This is a genomic window from Photobacterium sp. TY1-4 (assembly GCF_025398175.1).
Classification (GTDB): domain Bacteria; phylum Pseudomonadota; class Gammaproteobacteria; order Enterobacterales; family Vibrionaceae; genus Photobacterium.
The window spans coordinates 1,734,773-1,756,213 of sequence record NZ_CP099735.1 but is presented as its reverse complement, the minus strand read 5'-3'; the positions used below and the strand labels follow the sequence as shown (position 1 = coordinate 1,756,213).

The 21,441-nt window shown below is 56.3% G+C and carries 15 protein-coding genes; 6 read left to right on the top strand and 9 right to left on the bottom strand.

Features of this window, described 5'->3' with window-relative positions; genetic code table 11:
* Nucleotides 1–47: 47 nt before the first annotated feature.
* A complete protein-coding gene (locus tag NH461_RS24595) occupies nt 48–1,592 on the bottom strand; it encodes an MFS transporter (RefSeq protein WP_261603585.1) in 1,545 nt (514 codons plus the stop codon).
* Nucleotides 1,593–1,716: 124 nt separating this feature from the next.
* Here NH461_RS24595 and NH461_RS24590 point away from each other — a divergent pair, with 124 nt between their 5' ends.
* Complete coding sequence (locus NH461_RS24590) at nt 1,717–2,349, top strand: TetR/AcrR family transcriptional regulator (protein WP_261603584.1); 633 nt, start codon at nt 1,717–1,719, stop codon at nt 2,347–2,349.
* Nucleotides 2,350–2,411: 62 nt separating this feature from the next.
* Here the strand turns inward: NH461_RS24590 and NH461_RS24585 are convergent, their stop codons facing one another.
* Together NH461_RS24585 and NH461_RS24580 are read right to left on the bottom strand one after the other, a co-directional pair.
* Nucleotides 2,412–3,467, bottom strand: a complete 1,056-nt coding sequence (locus tag NH461_RS24585) for an alpha/beta hydrolase family protein (RefSeq protein ID WP_261603583.1) — start codon at nt 3,465–3,467, stop codon at nt 2,412–2,414.
* A 74-nt stretch (nt 3,468–3,541) separates the two neighbouring features.
* Nucleotides 3,542–4,498 (bottom strand): DUF2860 domain-containing protein, encoded by a 957-nt coding sequence (locus NH461_RS24580; RefSeq protein WP_261603582.1) that lies wholly within the window; start codon nt 4,496–4,498, stop codon nt 3,542–3,544.
* Between the two features lie 262 nt (nt 4,499–4,760).
* Between NH461_RS24580 and NH461_RS24575 the strand changes: the two genes are divergently transcribed.
* The 4 genes from NH461_RS24575 to NH461_RS24560 are packed head-to-tail and all read left to right on the top strand — an operon-like array spanning nt 4,761 to nt 11,129.
* Nucleotides 4,761–5,630 carry an ABC transporter six-transmembrane domain-containing protein gene (locus tag NH461_RS24575; RefSeq protein WP_261603581.1) on the top strand — a complete coding sequence of 290 codons (870 nt, stop codon included), beginning with the start codon at nt 4,761–4,763 and terminating at the stop codon, nt 5,628–5,630.
* Nucleotides 5,627–6,928 (top strand): efflux RND transporter periplasmic adaptor subunit, encoded by a 1,302-nt coding sequence (locus NH461_RS24570; protein ID WP_261603580.1) that lies wholly within the window; start codon nt 5,627–5,629, stop codon nt 6,926–6,928. The genes NH461_RS24575 and NH461_RS24570 overlap by 4 nt, the downstream gene beginning before the upstream one ends.
* Nucleotides 6,925–10,149, top strand: coding sequence for an efflux RND transporter permease subunit (locus NH461_RS24565; protein ID WP_261603579.1), 3,225 nt, complete (start codon nt 6,925–6,927; stop codon nt 10,147–10,149). Before NH461_RS24570 ends, NH461_RS24565 begins: the two co-directional genes overlap by 4 nt.
* Nucleotides 10,149–11,129: a helix-turn-helix transcriptional regulator gene (locus NH461_RS24560; RefSeq protein WP_261603578.1), complete on the top strand. Its 981-nt coding sequence runs from the start codon at nt 10,149–10,151 to the stop codon at nt 11,127–11,129. The genes NH461_RS24565 and NH461_RS24560 overlap by 1 nt, the downstream gene beginning before the upstream one ends.
* Before the next feature lie 240 nt (nt 11,130–11,369).
* Here NH461_RS24560 and NH461_RS24555 read toward each other — a convergent pair whose 3' ends face one another.
* Both NH461_RS24555 and NH461_RS24550 read right to left on the bottom strand, forming a co-directional pair.
* A complete protein-coding gene (locus tag NH461_RS24555; protein WP_261603577.1) occupies nt 11,370–12,716 on the bottom strand; it encodes a lyase family protein in 1,347 nt (448 codons plus the stop codon).
* Between the two features lie 78 nt (nt 12,717–12,794).
* A complete protein-coding gene (locus NH461_RS24550) occupies nt 12,795–14,300 on the bottom strand; it encodes an aldehyde dehydrogenase family protein (RefSeq protein ID WP_261603576.1) in 1,506 nt (501 codons plus the stop codon).
* 238 nt (nt 14,301–14,538) lie between these two features.
* Here NH461_RS24550 and NH461_RS24545 point away from each other — a divergent pair, with 238 nt between their 5' ends.
* Nucleotides 14,539–15,417: a LysR family transcriptional regulator gene (locus NH461_RS24545; RefSeq protein WP_261603575.1), complete on the top strand. Its 879-nt coding sequence runs from the start codon at nt 14,539–14,541 to the stop codon at nt 15,415–15,417.
* Between the two features lie 52 nt (nt 15,418–15,469).
* Here NH461_RS24545 and NH461_RS24540 read toward each other — a convergent pair whose 3' ends face one another.
* From NH461_RS24540 to NH461_RS24525, 4 genes are all read right to left on the bottom strand, one after another.
* Nucleotides 15,470–17,023, bottom strand: a complete 1,554-nt coding sequence (locus NH461_RS24540; RefSeq protein ID WP_261603574.1) for a BCCT family transporter — start codon at nt 17,021–17,023, stop codon at nt 15,470–15,472.
* 12 nt (nt 17,024–17,035) lie between these two features.
* Entirely contained in the window at nt 17,036–18,373 is a 1,338-nt protein-coding gene (gene dddP / locus NH461_RS24535) for a dimethylsulfonioproprionate lyase DddP (RefSeq protein WP_261603573.1), read from the bottom strand.
* 375 nt (nt 18,374–18,748) lie between these two features.
* Entirely contained in the window at nt 18,749–19,765 is a 1,017-nt protein-coding gene (locus tag NH461_RS24530) for an aldo/keto reductase (RefSeq protein WP_261603572.1), read from the bottom strand.
* A gap of 12 nt (nt 19,766–19,777) precedes the next feature.
* Entirely contained in the window at nt 19,778–21,367 is a 1,590-nt protein-coding gene (locus NH461_RS24525) for a BCCT family transporter (RefSeq protein ID WP_261603571.1), read from the bottom strand.
* Between the last annotated feature and the right edge of the window lie 74 nt (nt 21,368–21,441).

The window sequence follows — 21,441 nt, the reverse complement described above, 5'->3', positions numbered from 1 at the left end:
ATCCCTGCCCCTCAAGCCAAACTTTAAACCTTTCTATACTAACCCCCCTAACTCTGGGCATGTTCCTGTTTCTCATGAACTGTAGTTTGGCTTTCAACCTCAGTGCCAACCGGCACGGTTTGGCGCTCCTCGGTAAACAGCACCAACAGGCCAGCCGCCAGCAGGCTCAGTAAGCCCGCGCAGAACATGGCGATGCCGAACCCGCTCGCCATGGCGGTGCGATAAGCAGACAACAGCCCTTCGTTCCCGGAAGGCAGTTCGGAATGGACAATGGCGCGCCGGGCAAGCGCAACCGCATCCTGCAAATTGCCGGAGCTGGCTGCCTCTGCCATTTGCTGGATCGCGTAAAGGCTCATGAGGCTGCCTAACACGGCGATGCCCAGCGTCATGCCAATTTGCCGCAGCGCATTCATGGTGGCCGATGCAATCCCGGCGCGCTCTGCCGGTGCCAGCCCCATGACCATCAACCCGGTTGCGGGAACAGACAGCCCCATGCCCAGCCCCAACACAGCCAGGGCACTGCCGACCACAACATAAGGGGTATTCGCCGTAAACAGGGCCATCGCGCACAGGGAAATGCCAACCAAAGCGTACCCGCCGACCATCAGTGTTTTCAGCGTAAAGCGATGCGCCATCCGGCCGAACAGCAACGATGAAATCCCCATCACCGCAAATTGTGGCATCAGATGCCACCCGGCCATCGATGGGGTGTCCCCCTGCGCCTGCTGCAAATACAGGGACAGGAAGAACAGACTGGCATATGCCGAAAAGCCCAAAGCAAAGGAAGCCAGGTTGGCCACGGCCAGCGAACGATGACGAAACAGATCGATCGGAAACAGTGGTCGTTTGACACTTGATTCAACCCAGACAAAGGCAGCAAAAGCCACCGCAGCGCCGAGGAGCGGCATCAGCACTTGCGTTGTGGATGCGCCGTGCTCGCCAATTTCAATCAAGCCATAGCTGAGCAGCCCAAGCCAGATCATACTCAAGACCTGTCCGGCAGGATCAAAGGCCGCCTGATCGGGATGTTGACGCTCCGCGATCCCCCAGGCGCCCAGCACAAGGGCAATCAGACCAATCGGGACGTTAACCAGAAAGATACTCGACCAACCACTGCGTTCCAGCAGCAACCCGCCAAGCAGCGGACCGGAAATCAGCGCCAGCGCACTGCATGCCGACCATCCGCCAATCACCCGGGCTCGCTGACGGGGATCCGGAAAGGCGTGGGTCAGAATCGGCATGGCCCCCGGGATCAACAGCGCCCCCGCAATGCCCTGCACGGCGCGGCCCCATAACAGCGTGGACAGCTCAGCCGCACCGGCGCAAATCACCGAGCCAAATACAAACAGGGCGACACTCCCCAACCATACCCGCTTATGACCATATTTATCTCCCAGCGGGCCGGCCGACAGCATCACTGCCGACAGGGCAATCGCGTAAATGTTCACAATCCACTGGAGCCCTGCCATCTCTGCATGAAGCGCGGTCTGCAACGTCGGCAAGGCAACGTTGACAATGCTGATGTCCAACGTCGCTAAGAATGTGCCGAGATAGGCCGCAATGACCAGTGCATGAAGTTGATAGCGTTGCATTTGATCTCCCCCCCTCTCAAATGAGAATAGATATCAACAATAATCATTGACCGACCGTCGGTCAATCAATATTATTCAACTTATTGCATTCAAGGCATCACCGGATACAACAAGGCCAAAGCCCATGGAAGACAGAACGAACCGGCCGGAGCCGGAAGCCCCGAAAACCCGGCGTATCAAGCCTGCTGAAGTCCGTCTGGATGAGTTGATGTCCGCTGCTGAGCAGCTGTTTCTTGCCAAAGGGGTGGATTCAACACCGATCAATGACATTGTGGCGCTGGCAGGGGTCGCCAAAGGCACCTTCTATCACTACTTTGCGTCCAAAAATGAGCTGCTGGCCGCGATGCGAGCGCGCTATACCGCTCAGTTTCTGAACCGGCTTGAAACCAGCATGAGCCACTGTGAAGCTGATGACTGGCTTGGCAAACTCGCGGCGTGGATCCGGGAAACGATTGAGGCCTATGCAGAGACATACCGCCTGCATGACATTGTGTATACCAACCATCATCACCACAACCGCAGCAACCCGGATAAGAACGCGATGCTCGATCAGCTCCAGGCCATGCTTGAAGACGGGACCCGCTCAGGCGCATGGACTGTGGCGCAACCGCGAATTACCGCATTATTGATTTATGCGGGCGTTCACGGCGCAACTGACGACCTTATCGCCTCGCAGGAAGCGGACCATCAGGCCTTTATCCGTGGGGTGATTGCCGATTGCTTACGCTTGGTCGGCGTCGAGGAAAATCCCGCTTAGGACAAGCTACCTAGAATAAACGGCTTAGAATATGACCGCTTCATAACGAGCGGGGCTGATGGCTAAAGCGTGGTGTTGTTTCGCTCCCCCACCCATACACCGACCGCCCAGCCGTTTTTATTCGCTGCTGTGTCAGGGCCGTTGAGCATCCCCTGCCCCTCAAGCCAGCCCATCAGGGTGGGCAAAAACGCTTCCGCGAGTGCTTCTTCCTGCAACCAGGTCATTTTCAGCCATTCCCACCAGCTAAAGGCTTGCCGCGGAAACATTTCTGAATCGAACAGGCCATGATTGGCTTGCGTGAGCAATGCCGTGGTGACCTTCGGATGTGGCTGGCGCTGCCAGAATTGATATTCGTGACGAGCATCGACGTTCAGATCGTCTTCTCCCCACAGGAGTAACGTCGGGATGCGGATGCGCGGATAATCCTGCCGCGCATCCGTGAGAAAGTTCTTCATCACAAAGGTGAACCGCTCCGGCGTCATTGCAGCCTCACCAACTAGGGCGGCATACTCAGCGTAAGTCGGCTCGGTTTGGAAAAATGCAATTTCCTCATCATACTCACGTAACTTTGCAGCGATCTGCGCCGGACTCAGTCTTTGTTGTGTATATTTTTGCCGGGTGTAATAGCGACCCTGATCGATCCAGCTCACTGCATATCCGATCCCGATTGCGAATCCGAACCGATCTTCACGGGCCGCCAGCGCCGGGACCACCCAGCCCGCCTGACTAAAGCCGATCAGCCCGGTGCGCTGCGGCGAAATCCCATGGGTCTCCTGGACCCACTTCGCCACCGCCAGCACTTCCTGTTGCCGCTGAGCCATGGTCTGCGCCAGCCAGTTGCCTTCCGACTCATCGACACCCGGTTTCGCCCAACTCACCACCGCGATCCCATGTCGCCGCAGGGTTTGCCAAATGAGCGGATAATAACCATGGGCATCCGCAGGCATCGCGCCATCACCATGGACAAACAGCACCACGGCACTTGGCACCGCATCACCAAGTGGCGGTAAATACTGTCCCGACAGCTGCTTGCCGTCATGCGGTAATTGAAAAGGCGCAGCATGGGCGCTCGACAAAATCATCCCGAACCAACACAACATCAACATCACAGTTTTCATCTTCACTCTCCCTGATTGTTCTGACTCACTTCACAGGCCAAAAGCACTGAGCGCCCTGATAACGCGCCGCGCACTTAAAACGTATAGGTGGCCCCAACCATCATGCTGACGGTGTCCTGATCATAAAAAGCGATATTGGCATCGGTTTGCTGATACATCGCCATCGCCAGTAAGCTGACCCCTTGCCAGCCGGCAATGTCCTGATATTCATAGGTCAACACGGTGCTGAGATGATCTTCATCCCGCGTTTTGCCAAACACCGGATGGACGGCGTCATATTCTGATCGGGCATACCGGCCGTCCAGTGCAAACTGATGGGGCCCCACAGAAAAATGATAAGTCAGCTCAATCCCAAGGCGCTGATAGGCCAACGCTTTTCCTTCCGCGTTGTCGTCGCGATAGATCAAGGCCGGCTCGAGATAAGAAGTGCTCCCCAACGGCAGCCCCAGCGCTAAGCGGGCAAGAACCCCGTCCCCGTCTCGCACCAACGACTGACGTGGCACGTTCAGTTGCTGTCCCGACCGCTCGCGATCCAGCTCCCTTTCATAGACAATCAGGTCCGCTGAGAAAATACTGACATCGTACTGTAAGCGCAGCGCATTGCCGGAAACGTCCGTTTCCTGCCGGGCAACATTGACAAGATAAGGATCGACCCAGGTTTTACCGTCAACAACAGACGGCAAGAACGCCAGGGAGAGGTGACTCTCCGGTGCCAGGGTGTAGCGATACCCCAACTCCAGTGCGAACACACCCCGGACAATATCTTCATCACTGGTCCCGGCAAACAGCTGATGATCGCCAAAGTCATAGCGCAGCTGGCCGAAGATTGTGGTGATCTCCTCCGTCTCTGACTTCCCTTCGCTGTTTAAATCGCCGGTTTTCACCGCGTGATCGGTATTAAAATTACTCCGGACCTCACTCTCTCCCAGCAAGAACCCGATCTCCCCGCTCAGCCCCTGAGATGCCTGCGCGGCGCAAGCCATATTGAACGCCAGCAATCCCGTCGCGATTGCGGATAATGTGTGTTTCACAATTCACCTCAAATTCCACTGGTTATCGACCCATGCGCTGGTTGTGCTGTTTGGTATTGAGCCACAATGCCGTCGCCATGCGTTTTGGTGGAGTGATTATTCCCCTGAGGCAAAAAGAAAAAGTGTCTCAACTTGCTGTTCTGACTATCGAAGCAAACATTGCCCCTCATGCAGGCGTTCAGCGCACGCTCAGCAGTCTGGGACACGTTTTTCCATCCCGGCTGCCAACATACTTCTCCTGATTTCATTCAGGAGACAACCGATGGCAACACACCCTGCAATGACCGTCCGGTCGATTATCCGCGCCCATCCGTATGTGGTGGCCGTCACCTGGTTCATGGTGGCGGTTGAAAATATCCTGATGGTGCTCTTACCGCTGTTGATCGGGTTTTCCATCGACGGCTTGCTCAACCATGACCTGCACGATTTCAAAGTCCTGGCGATCACCCTGTTGCTGCTGGTCATCGTGTCGGTGGTACGCCGCTTTTACGATACCCGGGCCTACGGGACGATGCGTGTTAACGTCGGCAAGCAGGTAGCCCGCGACCTTCAGCACTGTCCGATCACCCGTCGCAATGCGCGCCTGACGATGTCCCGCGAGCTGGTCGACTTTCTGGAGCATGATCTCCCGCCGCTGCTGACGGCGTTGATCCAGTTGATCGCATCCATCGTGATCCTCGCCGGATTTCATCCGGTGCTGGCCCTGCATGCCGGCGGCGCTGCGCTTGCCATGCTGCTGACTTATGCCTGCTTTCACCGCCACTTCATGCGGTTGAACACCATGCTCAATAACCAGCTGGAGCGTCAGGTCAAACTGCTGTCCCTGGCACCCGGCATCAGCATCCGCTCGCACCTGCAAAAACTCAGAACACGCGAGATCTATCTCTCTGATACCGAAGCACTGACTTACGGACTGATCTTTCTGATCCTGTTTGGCTTTGTCCTCGCCAACCTGTGGCAAATCACCCACACCGCCGGGCCGAGTGCCGGGGAGTTGTTTGCGATTGTTTCCTATTCCCTGGAATTCGTGGAAGCCGCCATTCTGTTGCCCACGACACTGCAAACCCTGTCCCGGCTCAGTGAGATCAGCCAGCGTTTATCCACCCACCCCTTGCCAGGAGTCGAATCATGAAGCGAGTAAAACGCCTGCCCCTGTTCTGGGCTACCTTGCTCTTGCTTGCCGCTATTGCCGCAGTGACGCTGGTGCAACCGGACAACATTCCCCCGGAGCCGCCCCGATTCACGGCACAACCGGTCACCTATATCACGGCGACACCCACGGCGTTCCGGCCGGTGATGACGCTGATCGGCACCACCACACCGCGCTGGTTCAGCGAAGTTCGAGCGCCGCTTGGCGCCAAGGTAACCTCGATCAGCCCGCAGCTCGAACCCGGCACGCTGGTCGCCCGTGGCGAACCGCTGGTGCAACTGGACACCTCGCAACTGGAAAGCCAGCTCGCGCAGGCCACCCACCAGCTCAAAACCGCCGAGTTAGAACTCCAGCAAGCGCAGCATGAACAAACTGTGGCGTTAAAAATGCTGGCTGGTAAACACAGTTCCGCCTACGCCCGGCGGGAGCCTCAGCTTGCAGCCGCCAGCGCCGCGCTCACACAGGCTCGGGCCACCGATCAGTTTGCCCGGCAACAACTTGCGGACGCGAAACTCATTGCGCCCTTTGATGCCCTGATCCTCAGCCGCGCCGTCAGTCCGGGACAGTTTGTCGAACAGGGTCAGGCCCTGTTTGAACTGATCGCCAGCGACGCCATCGATATTCAGGTACCGGTTTCCGAACGCCAGTGGCAGGCCCTGTCTCAAGCCTTGTCTCAAACCTTGCCCCAAGCCCAGTTCCCGGACCAGCCTGATGCTGAAGTGATGGTCCGGGACCGACAGCAATACCGCTGGCCGGGCACTTTTCGCTACCTCGTGCCGCAAGCCGATGCCACCTCACGCCAGCGCCAGGTCGTGTTTTCTGTTTCGGATCCGTACCGCGCCCAACCGCGTTTGCTGCCCCGGCAGCAGGTCAACGTCGACATCCGGTTAAACGAGCATCCCGCCGCTTTTTTGCTCCCGTCCAGTGCGCTGACCCGGGATAACGAAGTCTGGTCAATCACCACAGACAATCAGCTACGGCGTGAGCCGGTCACGCGATTGCAGGCAGGTTTTCAGAATCCGTTGCACGGAGAAAGCCAGGGCGTTTGGGTTGCGTTCGCGCAGCGCCCTGCTGAGCCCCGTCGTATCGTGGTCTATCCGCTGGACAGCATGCTCCCCGGACAAGCCGTAATGCCGGTGTTGTCAGGCAGGACTAATTTGAAAAGCCCTGATGCAAAGACCCCTGATGTAGATAGTCCTGATATAGAAAGTCCTGATTTGACGGAGACTGGTTTGAACAATACTGATTTAGCGAATACGGATATGGAGCGCCGACCATGAACGGACTGACCCGCTGGTTTATCGATCATCCCATCGCCGCCAACCTGCTGATGGTGGCAATTCTGGCCGCCGGATTACTGACCGCCGGACAGCTCAGGGTCGAGTCTTTTCCGCAGATGGCCCCGTCCAGCCTGGTGATTGAAGTGGCTTATCCGGGAGGCACCGCCCGACAGATTGACCAAAGCATTACTCAACGTGTAGAAGAAGCCGTCAGCGGGCTGGCCGGGATCAAACAGATCACCAGTCAGTCATCGGCAGGCCTAGCGACGATCCGGGTACGCAAGACTGCGGCCACCGATTTGGATCACCTGCTCGAAGACGTCCGCGATCAGATCAACAGTATCGAGAGCTGGCCGGCACTCGCCGAAAAACCGATCATCCGCCGTGATGCGTTCACCAACCTTGCGGCGTTCGTTGTGATCTCCGGTGCCCGTCCGGACCGCGAGCTGCAACCCATCGCCCGGCAGGTTGAACTGGCATTAAAACAACACCCGGACATCTCTAATGTTTCGAACTGGGGGGCGAGAGCGCCGCAACTCATCATTGAGCCGGATATCGACAAACTACGTCACTACGGACTCAACCTGGAAAGCCTGGCCGGGATCCTTGAACAGATGTCGCTGGAGACCCGCAGCGGCGAGCTAAAACGCAGCAGCGGCCGCTTGGTGCTGCGGGGAGACGGTTACGCCGACGATTTATCGCGCCTGAGCGGCCTTGAAGTGCTCTCCACGGCTGCGGGGACGCTAACGTTGGGGGAACTGGCAACATTGCGCCGGGGTTATGAAACCACCGGGGCAATTGTCCGCAACAACGGCGACAATGCGATCGCCCTGCTCATCAGTACCAGCCAGCAGGACAACCTACTGCGAATCAGTCAGGCCATTGAGAACACCTTAGCCCGCCAGCGCCAGCGCCAGCGCTTACCGGCCGATATCACCCTCTCCACCATGGCCGACATGGCGCCCTACATCGAAGATCAACTCGACCGCCTGACCACCAACGCCTGGCAGGGGCTGTTGATCGTGCTGCTCCTGCTCGGGCTGTTTCTGGATCTCAAGCTGGCCTTCTGGGTGGCGCTCGGGATCCCGGTTGCGCTGTGCGGCACCCTCGGCGCGATGAACGGGCTCGATTACAGCATCAATGACATTACCCTGTTCGGGTTCATTCTGGTGCTGGGCATTCTGGTCGACGATGCGGTGGTGGTGGGCGAAAGTATCCATGCCCGGCAACACCCGCACCGCCCCCCGAAGGAAGCAGCCTGGCAAGGCGTCCACGCGGTTTCCGTCGCGACGGTCTTCGGGGTACTGACAACGATCGTCGCCTTTTCGCCCATGTTGTGGCTGAACAACGATTTTGGCCGGCTGTTCGCGAGTTTTTCCGCCATCGTGATCATTGCCCTGCTGTTCTCCTTGATCGAAAGCAAGTGGATCTTACCGGCGCATCTGGCCGGGGCGTCCGTACAGCTTCGCTTGCCGTCATTCGTCACCCGGACGCAACAGTCGGCACAGCAGCTGTTGGAGCGGTTCATTCAGGCGATCTACCGTCCGTTGCTGCAACGCGCCCTGCATCACAAGCTGGCGACATTGCTCAGCTTCAGCGCGGTCGTTGTGCTGGCCTACGGCCTGTGGGCCAACGGCACCATCCGCAGTGCCCTCTTTCCGGAAATCCCCGGCCGCTACATCACCGCCAAAGTCACGCTGCAACAGGGAGCGCCGATCCCGCTGCAGGAAAAGGCGCTGGCACAACTTGAACGCACGGCGCTGCAACTCAGCCAGCAGCTGACACAAGAATTTTCACTGGCGAGCCCACCGCTCACCAACCTCTTGGCCTGGTCCGACGGCTATGGCGACATTGAGGTCACCGCAGAGCTGTCTGCCGAGGCGCTGCGCCAGTTGCCTGGCAATCAGCTCCTCCATGACTGGTGCACATTCACCGGTCCGATCGAAGGCGCCGATTCTCTGCGCTTCTCCGCCGCAGATGCCCCGGCTGGCGGCACGCTGCTGTCGGTCTCCGCACCAGATAGAGCGCTGGCACAGCAAGCAGCGACCGCATTAGCTGAGCAACTTACCCGACTTGCGGGCGTTGACGATGTGTATGACGATGGCAACGGCGGACAAGATCAACTGCGGATCCGGCTCAATGCGTTTGGTCGCCAGTTGGGGTTAACCCAGCATCACATCGCCAAGCTGACCGGCGAAGCATTTGGCCAAAGAGAGCTACACCGGATCCTGGATCACGGCCGGGAGACCCAGATCATTCTGCGCTATCCGATCGAAAGCAAACGCAGCCTGGCACAATTGCGCCAGACGCCGGTGATACTGGACAACGGGCAGGCCGTCTTACTTGAAGATGTCGCGACCTTCACGGTCGAGCGCGAGCCGGAAGTACTGTATCGGCGCAATCGGGAGCAGGTGATCAACCTGTACTGGCGGCAGGACCGAACCATCCAGTCACCGGAGCAGACCTTGCAACAACTCGACGCCGAGATTCAGGCCATCGAGTCGCGCTTTCCCGGTGTTCGCATTCACGCCGCAGGTGAGTTCGAAGAAATCAGCGACATTCAGCAAGGGCTGACGTCGGCCTTCATCCTGACAATCTTGCTGATCTACATTTTACTGGCGATCCCGCTGCAATCTTACTGGCAGCCGCTGTTGATCATGGCGGTGATTCCTTTTGGTGTTGCCGGGGCAATTCTTGGGCATGGCCTGATGGGGCTGCCGATCAGCCTGCTCTCCATGCTCGGCATGATGGCCATGACGGGGATCGTGGTGAATGACTCGCTGGTCCTGCTGACACAGTTCAATGCCAACGTTCGATCCGGCATGACGCTGCACGCGGCACTGTCTGAGGCATGCACCGGGCGATTCAGGGCGATTTTCCTGACCACCATCACCACAGTGTGCGGCCTGCTGCCGTTATTGTCAGAAAGTGCTGAGCAAGCGCAATACCTCAAACCAGCTGCTGTCTCGTTAGTGTTCGGCGAACTGCTGGCAACGGCGATCACCCTGATCCTCACGCCGGTATTGCTGGCCTGCTTTAGCCGGTCGCAAGCGCCACAGAAAGCGCCACAGAAAGCGGCGTCATCCCCAATAGCCCAAGAGTCAACGCCGTACCCAATCGCTGCAGCTGAAGTTGCTGCACCAGAAACAGAAGCAGAAGCGCCTGAACCAACCGCTTCCCAGGCCCGAACACCAGATTCAAGCGTACGGAGTGAGCCCTGATGCTAAGCCCCCAAGTTGCGTTTATGTCCGACACCCGGCATAGTAAATCAACTCAACCAACTGTATTGCATATGATGTCGGATCAACCCAGTTCTCCGTATAACCTGGTGCCGGAAGTCGCTTTACTCAGCTCACTGCCTGAGCACCTGCAACAGCGGTTTGCACGGGCGCTGGAAATCATGCATCACGATTACAGTGAAGGGCTGACCTGGGAGGCCGTGGCCGAGCAAAGTGCGATCTCCCCCTTTCATTTCCACCGCCAGTTTTCCCAACTGTTTCACGAAACGCCGGGACAGTATCTCAGCCGGATCCGGCTGCAAGTTGCAGTCTCCCTGTTGCTGGATGCCCCATCGAAAACGATCACCGAGATTGCGCTCGAAGCTGGCTTTTCGTCATCCCAAGCGCTGGCCAAGGCGCTGCGCCGACAGTTGGGGACCACCGCGAAAGTCGTTCGCCACCTCGCCCATGCCGGAACACCGGCTCAGACCACAGAGCTACTGGCCCGGCTGGCCCATCCGAGCACTGAGCAAGCCATTGAATTTCAGCTCGCCGACAACCTCCCCTGCGCGCTGATCCGTTTCCCGGAGCGATATGTCAAACCCCGCCCGATCCCGGATTTTGAATGGGAGAGAATGTGCGAAAAGCTGGGCCATAAGGTGACCCGGCTGGTGTGTCTGGCCCCGGTGGCCGAGCTGGACCAACCCTGGCACGCCATCCCCTATCATGTCGGAGAATGGGTCAGCCAAGCGGCCCGGGGCAACTGCACGGTCAAAGCGGGTAACTATTTGTGCTGTGAGGTCTCGATCGCCTCGGATATCGGCTATCTCACCGCGCAAGCAGGGCTGTTTGATTATGCCGAGAAGCATAACCTGCCGATCGACCTCGAAGGCTATCACATTGAAATGATCCGCGAGGTCGAACTCACCGCCACCGGCAGTGCCACGTTTGCGATGCAGATTCCGATCCTCACAAAGGCATAGCTTTTCACCGAGGCATGGCTTCATACCAACAAGAGGCTTCGCACCAAGGCATGCCTTCATACCAACAAGAGGCTTCGCACCAAGGCATGCCTTCATACCAACAAGGGGCTTCGCACCAAGGCATGCCTTCATACCAACAAGGGGCTTCGCACCAAGCCAGAACCACACACACGACAACGTCCCACCCGCCTTCCGCCGGATGGCAAATACACCTGGCGGACTGGGTACGCTGTTTGTTGGTTATTCACAAATCATCAGCGACGCCAGATGTGCTTTCAAGGCAACTTTGTCGCCGTTGAGCTGCTTCACCAGTGCCGATGTTTGCTGGTAACCCATTCGCTTTTTCAGTTCAATCACGGTCGGGATCAGCGAATCAACATTCTGCTGATTGGTCTCGGGATGAAGCCGGATCCCAATCACACACTGATCGGCAAACACCGCCACACCTTTGGTCAGGTGATCAACAGCATCAAGCAGGTTGGTGATCACCAACATGCCCCAGGGTGTGTAGTCCAACTCACCGTGGCCATGACTCAGCTTCACCGTCGTACAATGCCCAATCGCCTGCATCGCGCACTGGACCATGAACTCCGGAATGGTCGGATTCACTTTGCCGGGCATCGCACTGGAGCCCGGCTGCACAGCCGGTAGTACAATTTCGGCCAGACCGGTTTCCGGCCCGGACGCCATCAAGCGGATATCCTTGGCCATTTTGATCAAAAAGCCCGCCAGGTTTTCCACTTCTGCCGCTAAGGCCACCTGCGCATCAAGCGACTGGCTGCACTGATAGAAATTACAGTGCCGGGTGTAATGCCCGCTGGTGGTCTGGTTCAGCGCCTCGATACACTCGGCCGCAAACGCCGGGGAGCAATCCCCAGCCCGGCCGATGATGTTGGCGCCGAGATTCACTGCCAGCAACCCATCGCAGGCCCGGGCCAGTTTGTCGCGATACGATTCGACAGAGGCCAGCATCCCGCCCCAAAAATCGGCAAAATCAATCGCCACCGCGTCCTGCAGGCAGGTCCGGGCAATCTTTTGCTGCCCCCGGTGCTGCCGTTGCAGGCACTTCAGGGCATGTTCAAGCCGGTGCATCGCTTCAATCAGTGCCAGACCTTCGGCGCGCGCGGCAAGATGACAGGCGGTTTGCAGGGCATCGCTGGTCGAGTGGTTGAGATTGATGTGATCATTGGGGTGCGCCGGTGTATAGCTGCCCGGCGGCTGGTTGTAGAACTTGCTGTTGACCAGATTGGCAACCACTTCATTGAGGTTCATGTTGGTGGAAATCCCGCCACCGCCGTGAAAGGCATGGACCGGGAAAAGCGCGGGGGAAAAATCCTCCATCAGGGACTGGCACACAATCTCAATGTTCATCCCCAACACCGCATCCAGCTCACCATGATTCCGGTTCACCCGGGCCGCGGTCGCTTTGACCGCCAGCAGCCCTTTAACGAGCGCCGGATAATCACCCAGGGTCTTCTGCCCCGCGACCGGGTACAAGTTCAGGGCGCGCTGGGTCTGGGCGCCGTAAAGCGCATTTTCCGGCACCGGGATCGGGCCGATCCCGTCCGTTTCCGTTCGAAATGTCATCTCTTTCCCCCTAACAGTCAGGCGCGACAGGGATTTGCCGCGCCTTTGGTTTTTTGGTGACGGTTTCAGACCGGCGGATCAATCGTCGCCGTGATACACCCAGATACATTTGGTTTTGGTGTAAGACGACAGGGAATGAATCGCCATTTCCTTGCCCCAGCCGCTCTGGCGGAAGCCGCCGAACGGGCTGCTCAGGCCGTAACAGCCATAGCGATTGATAAAGAACATCCCGGCATCAATCTTATTGGCCATGCGGTGGGCCCGTTTGACATCCGCGGTGTAGACACCGGCTGCCAGACCGTAAGGGGTCGCGTTGGCAATCTCGATCGCTTCCTGCTCAGATTCAAAGGCAATACAGCACAGCACCGGGCCGAAAATCTCTTCCTGGGCAATCCGCGCAGTCGGCGAAACCCGCGAGAATATCGTCGGACGGATATAGAACCCCTCAGCGTTATCGCCCGTGGTATCGCGATAACCACCGGCAACCAGCTCGGCTTCCTGCTTGCCAATCTCGATGTACTGCATGATTTTGTCGAACTGAGCCTGGTTACACTGCGGCCCTTGCTGGCTCGCCGGATCAAACGGGTTACCGCACTGAACGGCTTCCGCTTTGGCAATGAGCTTCTCAACCACCTGATCGTAGATTGATTCCTGGATCAGGAAGCGGGTCGGCTCCGAGCATTTTTCGCCTTTGTGCGAGAACATCACGGTAAACGCGCGATCAACGGCTTTGTCCAGATCCGGCGTATCGGCAAAGAAGATACACGGCGACTTGCCGCCCAGCTCCAGCGTGGTGGCCTTAAGGTTCGACGCCCCGCTGTTCTGGATGATTTTGCGGCCCACCGGGGTACTGCCGGTGAACGAAACTTTGTGGATATGCTCGCTCAGGGTCAGATGGTTCGAGGCCTTGCCATCGGCCACCAACAGGTTCAGCACCCCGGCCGGCAGCTCCAGATGCGCGTCGATCAGTTCAAACAGATAAATGGCAGTCAGCGGGGTGAACTCCGACGGCTTGAGGATCACGGTATTGCCCATCGCCAGCGCCGGGGCTAGTTTCAATGCCGCCTGGTACAGCGGGAAGTTCCATGGCGCGATCAGCGCACAGGCCCCCACCGGCTCCTGGCTGGTAAAGTTGAGGTAGTCTTTATCGACCGGCGACGTTTCCCCGTAGTATTTGTCGGTCCAACCAGCGTAGTAATCGAAAATATCGGCGCAGGTCGGGATATCATCAACCAGTGACTCCCCAATGAGCTTGCCGTTGGCCAGTGTCTCCAGCACCGCCAGCTGCTCGGTATGGTCGCGAATGAGCTGGGCAATCTGGCGTAAGATCTGTGCCCGCGCTGTACGGCTGGTTTCCTGCCAGACACCGGATTGATGACATGCGTTAGCGATCTGCGCGGTTTCTTCGACCAGTTGCTCCGAAGCCAGCGCAATTGAACACAAGGTTTGCTGGTTACTCGGGTCAATGATCTCCCACGCCAGCTCAGCGCTGCCGGACACCCATTGGCCACCGACATATTGCTGCTTTTCTTTTCCGAGCCATTCCTGCGCCCATTGTTTTGCCTGTGCCAGGGTCTGTTCCATCTTGCTTTCTCCTCATCCGGCATTGCCTGTGTAATAAACAGGTTCAATATAGTGAGTTCACATATCCGCAACAAACGAGTCTAAGTCATACCGGAATGACATATAATCATGCCCCCGGCACCTTCAAAGGGGCTATGTTTAACACACTGATCTCTTTGAACTTCTCAAAGGCGTGTCTCCCACTGCACAGCGATGGCCGACCCTGTACGTACTCATTTTGTGATGAAGGATAATTCGCGTGAGAACACTTCCCCCGCTCAATTCACTGAAAGTCTTTGAAGCCGCAGGCGAGTGCCTGAACTTTACCCTGGCCGCCAGAAACCTGAATGTCACCCAAGGTGCCGTCAGCCGACAGATCCGCCAGCTGGAAGAGTACCTGGGCGTCAGCCTGTTTACCCGCACGCCCGGCAAACTGGGACTGACTGCCGCCGGACTCGAACTGCTCCAGGTCATTCAGGGGTCCTTTTCTGAAATCGAGAAAGAGATCGCGTCCATTCGCGATCCGAACTTGCGCCAGCGACTGACGATTCTGGCCCCGCCGACCTTCTGCTCGCGCTGGCTCAGCCCGCGGATCGGCAGTTTTGCCCAGCTCTTTCCCCAGTACGAGTTGCACCTGTATACCGATAAAGAAGAAGGGGTCAGTTTTGATCTGGAGATCTGTTTCGAGGAAATTAACCGCCATCTCGAAAAAGATCGCATCCTGTTCGTCGAAAAGTATATTGCGGTGTGTAATCAGGACCTGCTGTCTGATTGCATGAAGCTGGAGCAGAATGCGCACCGGATGCTGCATATCCGCCATAAAGGCGATCACCTGCCCAGTTGGGCCGACTGGCTGGCGGCAGCCGATATTCCCCTGCCCGCCGGGCACCCGCCCGGGATCACCATGAGTACCCAGGAGCAGGTGATCAACGCGGCTATTGCCGGCAGTGGCTATGCGATTGTCGATCAGAATATGGTTGATTTTTCACTGAAAAGCGGGGCGTTGATCCAGTTCAGTCCGCTGCAGGCGCGCAGCCGCTACGGCTACACCCTGAAAGTGTCTCCCGCCAAACTGGGGATCGGCAAAGTCGATAACTTCTGCGAGTGGCTCAAAGACCGGGCACTGGATTTGTTTTGAAAGAAGATCGGCCCAACCGGGCCGATCGGAGTGACGTCAACCGTCACGGGAGTTAGGAAATTTTATCTGAAGCGTACCGTTCGTGGCTCAACTTCAGCGCCTCTGACGCTTTGGCTTGCCGGAAGATATCTTTCATAAAACCGATACACATCACAGTAACAATCACCGCGAACGGGCATCCCAGAATCACCAGCACCGACTGAATGGCCCCCATCCCACCGGACTGGAGCAGCATGATGGTGATCACCGAAATAGCCACAACCCAAAACACACGCTGGTAAATCGGCGCATTTTCCTGCTGCTCAGAAGTCAGCGTGTTAATCACCAGGGTGCCGGAATCCGAGGTGGTAATGAAAAAGACAAAGATACTGAACAGGGCCAGGTAGCTGGCAATATTCCACTCAGACAGCACCTCAAAGAACTTAAACAAAGCTGTCGAGGAGTTCTCCATCACTGCCGTTCCCAGCTCGGTAACGCCCTGGTTATGGATCAGATCAATCGCACTGTTGCCAAACACCGTGATCCAGGCGATAGAAAAGCCGACCGGGATCACCAGCACACCGACCACAAACTCGCGAATTGTACGGCCTTTGGAAATACGGGCAATGAACAAACCGGTCGGGGCCGCAAAGGCAATCCACCAAGCCCAGTAGAATAACGTCCAGCCATAAAACCAGTCCGGGTTGCTGTAACTGTAAGTTTCAAAGGTGAGCGGAATAAAGCTGGTCAGGTAGTTCCCGACATTCTCTATGGTTGAGTTCAGAATATAGGTGCTCTCAGAAACCAGGAACACGTACAGCATCAAGGCAACCGCCACGGCAATATTGACCACTGACAGCAGTTTGATGCCGCGCTTGAGGCCCAGGATCAAAGAGATGCAGGTGACAAACCCGATGATCGCAATCAGTAAGATCTGATGGTCGATGCTCTGCTCAAAGCCAAAGACATATTCCAGCCCGGCGTTGATCTGCTGCACCCCGAACCCAAGCGGGGTCACAATGCCCACCACAGTTGCCAGCACCGCAAAGATATCGACAAATTGACCAATCGGCCCGTGAATCTTATTTCCAAGAACCGGATACAACGCGCTTCTCATTTCAATCGGCAGCCCTTTGCGATAGGCCGAATATGAGATCACCAAAGCTACAATGGTATAGATTGCCCAGGCATTCACGCCCCAGTGGAAAAAGGTAATATTGATGGCATCGCGGACCGCGACGTCAGACTGTGCATCCACGACAGGCGGGCTCATATAATGCATCACCGGCTCAGCGACGCCGAAGAACACCAACCCAATCCCCATCCCGGTGCTGAACAGCATCGCCCCCCAGGAAAAATAACTAAACTCCGGCCGATCGCCGGGCTGGCCAAGCTTGATGTTCCCGGCAGAACTGAACGCGCAGTAGGCCAGAATCGCCATAAACAGCGCCACACTGCCCATATAGAACCAGGAAAAATGAACACTGATGGTGTCTTTAATTTCGTTAAACAATTGGGTACTGGCTTGCGGGGCAATAATGACCGCCACAAAAAAGACCGCCAGCACACTTAGCGACCCCAGACAAACCAGCGACTTATGATGCAACTTCCATGGTGAAACTTTCATCTTCCCTTCCCCTTATTTCAGCAGCTCAGCTTCAAACGGATAGTTGGTCAGGTTTTCGAAGCCGTCTTCGGTAATAATCACCTGATCTTCCAGCTTGACCCCTTCCAGCCCCCCGACTTCACCCACATAAGCTTCGACGCACAACGCCATCCCCGGCTCCAGGACACCGCTGTAGCCGTGCTCAGCCAGATCTTCGGGGTAACGGATCGACGGGTATTCGTCGCACAAGCCGACCCCGTGCATCATCACGCCATACCGCTGCGCGCGGAATTCCGGCGGCAGCAGTAAGCCCGATTCAGTGACTTCACTGAACGTCATACCAGGTTTGAGGATCTCCATGTTGTGCTGGATATGCTCGTAAGCAGTGCGGTACAGGTGCCGCTGCTCTTGTGTTGCTTCCACATTCCCAATCAGCCAGGTGCGGGAGATATCAGCGCAGAAGCCATAAGGCCCGATCAGATCGGTATCAAACGCCAGCAGCTCCCCTGCTTTCACCACCCGTGGGCCGCATTCCTGGAACCACGGGTTGGTTCTCGGACCGGATGACAGGATCCGGCATTCAATCCATTCCCCGCCCCGCTTGATGTTCTCGGCGTGCAAAACTGACCAGATGTCATTCTCGGTCACACCCGGCACCGTGGCTTTCTGCATTTCTCGCATCGCAATTTCGGTTGAAGCAATGGAGCAACGCATGGCGTTAATCTCATCTTCATTCTTCACCGCCCGGGCAAGCTCCATTACTTCCTGACCGTCGAAAATGGACAGTCCCAGCTTGTCCAGTTCACGCAGACCGGCAATTTCGATTTTATCGACCGCAATGCGTTGGTTGTCGCCGCCATGGGTTTTCACCAGAGATTGAATTTCTTTGGCAAAGTGCGCGGCATGCTCATGGGTGCGATCACCCGTTTCAAAATAAAAGAACGAAGCCCCACCGCGAATTTCTTTCACCAGCGGCAGGTGCGCGGACAGGTGCTCACAGTTATGGAAATCCCACAGCACGATATAGCCACTGGCAGAAACAAAGCAGGCACGTGCATGGTTATGGGTGATCCACAGCTGCATGTTAGTGGAGTCGGTCGCATAGCGAATATTGAGCGGATCAAACAGCAAAATACCGGCTAAATCCCTTTGCTGCAGTTGCTGAACAATGCGTCCGAGACGGTATTCACGCATGGTCGCCAGGTTCGGCGGGGTCAGGCCTAACGCCTCCCATTCGGCAAAAGCCAAATCCGTCGGACCAATTTCGACGCGGTCATTATCATTGGCTGAACCGTCCGGCTTAAACTGCGTCGCGCGTCGTCTGGACGGGTCAATTTTACGGTTCGAACTGCTGAATTTTGTCTCTAACATTGTCATCACTTGTCCTTGTTATGTTTGCTGTTTGTTAGTGACATCAATTGTTATTGATATGTAACAAACCAGACACTCATAAATTCTCATGGGCTAATCAGCTAAAGTCATCGTTCGCATGAACTCACGTAAAAACGCAGGCAATATGGGGAGGTACTGACAGGAAACTTGAACAAAAGGTGATGGCCGTCACTTTCGGGCTGAGCGTTTTAACAAGCCAAATCAAAACAAAAAACCAACAATTTCGTAAATTATCGGCAGCTCACCAGGGCGGTGGATGAAACGGGCTCGCAGAGCGGATCCTGAAACGAAAAAAGCCCCGGCGAAACCGGGGCAAAAGAGAGGGTAACTCTGTAATCACTATCCAAGCGGGGCTTAAGCAAACAGACCTTTTGCCGGACGCGGGTCGCGTGGGATCCGTTTCCCGGCCGTGTAATCATTAATCAGATCACACGGAGTGTAGTTGCGATCCAGCTCATACAGCTCTTCCTCAGTCAGTCTGGTTTCCAGCGCGGCCAGCGCACTGTCGAACTGGGCTTGGGTATCCGCCCCCACCAGCATGGAAGAGACCTGAGGTTTGGACAGCACCCAGGCCTGCGCAATCTGCGCCGGCGTGCAGCCCCGGTGCTCTGCCACTCGGGCCACTGACTGGGCAATCTCAAACGAGACTTTGTCGTTGTACATTTCAGTGGTAAAGAAGTCGGTCTGATTGCGGGTCGATTGCAAATCATTGGTCAGAATACCGCGCGCCAACGGGCTAAACACGGACACCCCGATTCCCTGATCCATACAGAATGGGATCATTTCCCGCTCTTCTTCCCGGTAAGCACAGTTGAGCTGCAACTGCATGTTAATCGGCTTCGCCCAGCCATTGCGCTCACACACCTGGAGGATTTTCGCCAGCTGCCAGGTGTACATGGTTGATACCCCGATATAGCGCGCTTTTCCGCTGCGAACAATATCGTTCAGTGCGCCCATGGTCTCTTCAATCGGCGTCGATGTATCAAAGTAGTGCAGCATGTAGATATCGACATAATCCATGTTCATCCGCTTGAGCGACGCGTCAATCGAGTCCATGATGTGCTTACGTGAGTGACCGTAGCCATTCACATCATCATTCATAGCATAACCGACTTTGGTGGTAATGATCATGCGGTCACGCTGGCCAATCCGGTTCAGCACATTACACACCACCTCTTCCCCCGCCCCTGTGGAGTAGAAATCCGCCAGGTCGATGAAGTTCACCCCGTGATCCAGCGCATGACGGATAATCGGCTCACTTTCTTTTTCATCGAAGATCCAAGGTTTCCACGCTTTCGATCCCATGTTCATGGTGCCCAGGCACAGGCGGGAGACGCGAAGCCCTGATTGTCCAAGTTGTACGTATTCCATGTGAAATCCTTGTTATTTACCAAATAATGAAGCGATGTTTCGCGTGACGTTGGTCGCCGTGTCGGGCTCTGTTGCGGGCTCGAGGATCGCTTTCCCGTCGACAACCTTAACCATAGAAATCAATTTGATGAGTGACAGTCCGGCGCCAATCACAATCAGCATCCCGGGCAGGCCGGCCAGGTTGAACAGCATTTTCACGGCATCGACGCCGATGTAACTGGCACTGATCCAGGCAACGAACGCAATCGACAGGCCCCAGAACGCTTTGATCCACAGCGGCGATGTCAGGTGCTCGGCATCGGTGCCTTCCGTGCACAGGCCGCCAATGGCATCGGTGTTGGAGTCCGCCGCCGTAATGAAGGTAATGAAACAGACCAGGACAAACAGGGTGCTGACAACCGAGGACAGCGGGAACTGGTCAAACAGCACGTAAATGACGGAAGCAAATCCGGTTTCCTGGTACGCGCGGTACAGCTCGCCACCCAATAAATCATCGAGGTAAATCGAGGTGCCGCTGAAGGTACTGAACCAGAAGAACCCGAACAGACACGGCAGGATGACATTGACGATGATGAACTGACGCACCGTGTAGCCGCGGGCAATTTTGCCCAGGAACAATGAGGTCAGCGGTGCCCAGGCAAACCAGCTAGCAAAGAACGCTACCGTCCACCAGCCCGGCCATTGGGAGTGACCGGAAGCCCCGGTCACCATGTTGCGCTGGAAGAACTCTGACAGGTAAATCCCGAAGGTTTCCACGCCCAGTGACAGAATGTAGCTGGTCGGGCCGAGCAGGAAGATGAATGCAATCGCCCCAAAGTAAAACCAGGTATTAATGCGCGAGAGGATCTGGATCCCGCGATGCAGGCCGGTCGAGGCTGAGAACAGCGCCGTACCGATGATCACCAGCGCGATCATCCCGTACATCACCGGAGACGTGGCCAGCCCCAGGGTACCGGTCAGACCGTCGCCGATCACCAGGATCCCGGATGTGAGCGTCGCAGACATCCCCATCACCACGGCGAACAGTGCCAGGCCGTCAATGGCATCACCGACCGGTCCGTCGATCAGTTTGCCGACAAACGGGCGCAGCATAGAGCCGATGGAAAACTTCATCTTGAGGTTGTACAGCGCCAACGCAAACACCAGACTGGAAACGGTATAGATACAGTAAGGGGTGATCGTCCAGTGTACGAAAATGGTCGACATGGAGAACCGCACTGCGGCCGCAGAGTGGGGTTCGATATTTAAAAACTCCGGCGGATTGTAGTAGTGCACAATCGGCTCAGCCACCGACCAGAACAGGATCCCCATCGCAATGACGGTGGTCAGCGACACAGCAAACCACTTAAACGGCGAGAGGATTGGCGTGGCTTCTTCACCGCCGATTTTGACCCGGCTGATCGGTGCAAAAAACACATACACCACCAGCATCACCGCCAATACCGCCGAGAGCGAAAAAAGCCACGACAGATCGTCGATGATCAGGTTATTGATCGCCGATGTTGTTTCAATAAAAAACGCTTTATCCTGCACCGTGAAATACACCGTAATCAGCATGCAGACAAATGCAGGGTAAAACGTCAGTGTTCTGAGATTCTTCATAGACATTCCTTGTTACCTGTTGTTCACCATGGGGAACATTTTTGTAACATTTCGATCCTGAAGCGAATGAGTTT

Bases quoted from the DNA above. Each gene is read 5' to 3' on its own strand.
- NH461_RS24595 (WP_261603585.1), bottom strand. From the start codon at position 1,592: ATGCAACGCTATCAACTTCATGCACTGGTCATTGCGGCCTATCTCGGC.
- NH461_RS24590 (WP_261603584.1), top strand. From the start codon at position 1,717: ATGGAAGACAGAACGAACCGGCCGGAGCCGGAAGCCCCGAAAACCCGG.
- NH461_RS24585 (WP_261603583.1), bottom strand. From the start codon at position 3,467: ATGAAAACTGTGATGTTGATGTTGTGTTGGTTCGGGATGATTTTGTCG.
- NH461_RS24575 (WP_261603581.1), top strand. From the start codon at position 4,761: ATGGCAACACACCCTGCAATGACCGTCCGGTCGATTATCCGCGCCCAT.
- NH461_RS24570 (WP_261603580.1), top strand. From the start codon at position 5,627: ATGAAGCGAGTAAAACGCCTGCCCCTGTTCTGGGCTACCTTGCTCTTG.
- NH461_RS24565 (WP_261603579.1), top strand. From the start codon at position 6,925: ATGAACGGACTGACCCGCTGGTTTATCGATCATCCCATCGCCGCCAAC.
- NH461_RS24560 (WP_261603578.1), top strand. From the start codon at position 10,149: ATGCTAAGCCCCCAAGTTGCGTTTATGTCCGACACCCGGCATAGTAAA.
- NH461_RS24555 (WP_261603577.1), bottom strand. From the start codon at position 12,716: ATGACATTTCGAACGGAAACGGACGGGATCGGCCCGATCCCGGTGCCG.
- NH461_RS24550 (WP_261603576.1), bottom strand. From the start codon at position 14,300: ATGGAACAGACCCTGGCACAGGCAAAACAATGGGCGCAGGAATGGCTC.
- NH461_RS24540 (WP_261603574.1), bottom strand. From the start codon at position 17,023: ATGAAAGTTTCACCATGGAAGTTGCATCATAAGTCGCTGGTTTGTCTG.
- dddP (WP_261603573.1), bottom strand. From the start codon at position 18,373: ATGTTAGAGACAAAATTCAGCAGTTCGAACCGTAAAATTGACCCGTCC.
- NH461_RS24530 (WP_261603572.1), bottom strand. From the start codon at position 19,765: ATGGAATACGTACAACTTGGACAATCAGGGCTTCGCGTCTCCCGCCTG.
- NH461_RS24525 (WP_261603571.1), bottom strand. From the start codon at position 21,367: ATGAAGAATCTCAGAACACTGACGTTTTACCCTGCATTTGTCTGCATG.